Consider the following 545-nt stretch of genomic DNA (forward strand, 5'->3'; position numbering starts at 1 on the left):
AAGAAAGCGATGCTGTACTGCGCGGTTTGCACCTGTATGCAAAACTGGCGAACCGCCGTCCGCATGGAAAATTCGGGACGGTCTATTGCTTGACAAACTATGATACCACGATGCAAGAAAACCTGTACCGCATATATACCTTGCGGGATATGGGATATGACCCCTATGTGATGATATACGATAAGCCGAATGCGCCGCATGAAGTACGGCTTTTGCAGCGCTGGTGCAATAACCGGAAGATATTTCGGACGCAGCCGGATTTCGAGAGATATGATCCGAAAAGAAAGTAGAGACCGCATAGATTTGAGGAGGCTTAGAAATGACACGGGAAGAAGCAAGGGAATGGTTCGCCTCTGATGGATGTAATGTGGGTACAATGGCACCCAGACTATCACTCTACGACCCACTACATCCCGCTTCACAGACCAACTAAAGAAAGAATGGAAGTGCTGAAAGATGGCAAGGGCGATTGATGCATATACACTAAACAATGATCTCGTGTCTTGGTACAATGACACCGAAGATGAAAAGGAAAAATCTATCCT

1 pseudogene is annotated in these 545 nt (G+C 46.6%); it reads left to right on the forward strand.

Going from position 1 to position 545, the window contains the following annotated elements:
* Nucleotides 1-290: pseudogene (locus tag H8S45_RS16085) on the forward strand (hypothetical protein); the annotation flags it as partial.
* Nucleotides 291-545: the final 255 nt, after the last annotated feature.

Source organism: Agathobaculum faecis, assembly GCF_014287995.1.
Classification (GTDB): domain Bacteria; phylum Bacillota; class Clostridia; order Oscillospirales; family Butyricicoccaceae; genus Agathobaculum; species Agathobaculum ammoniilyticum.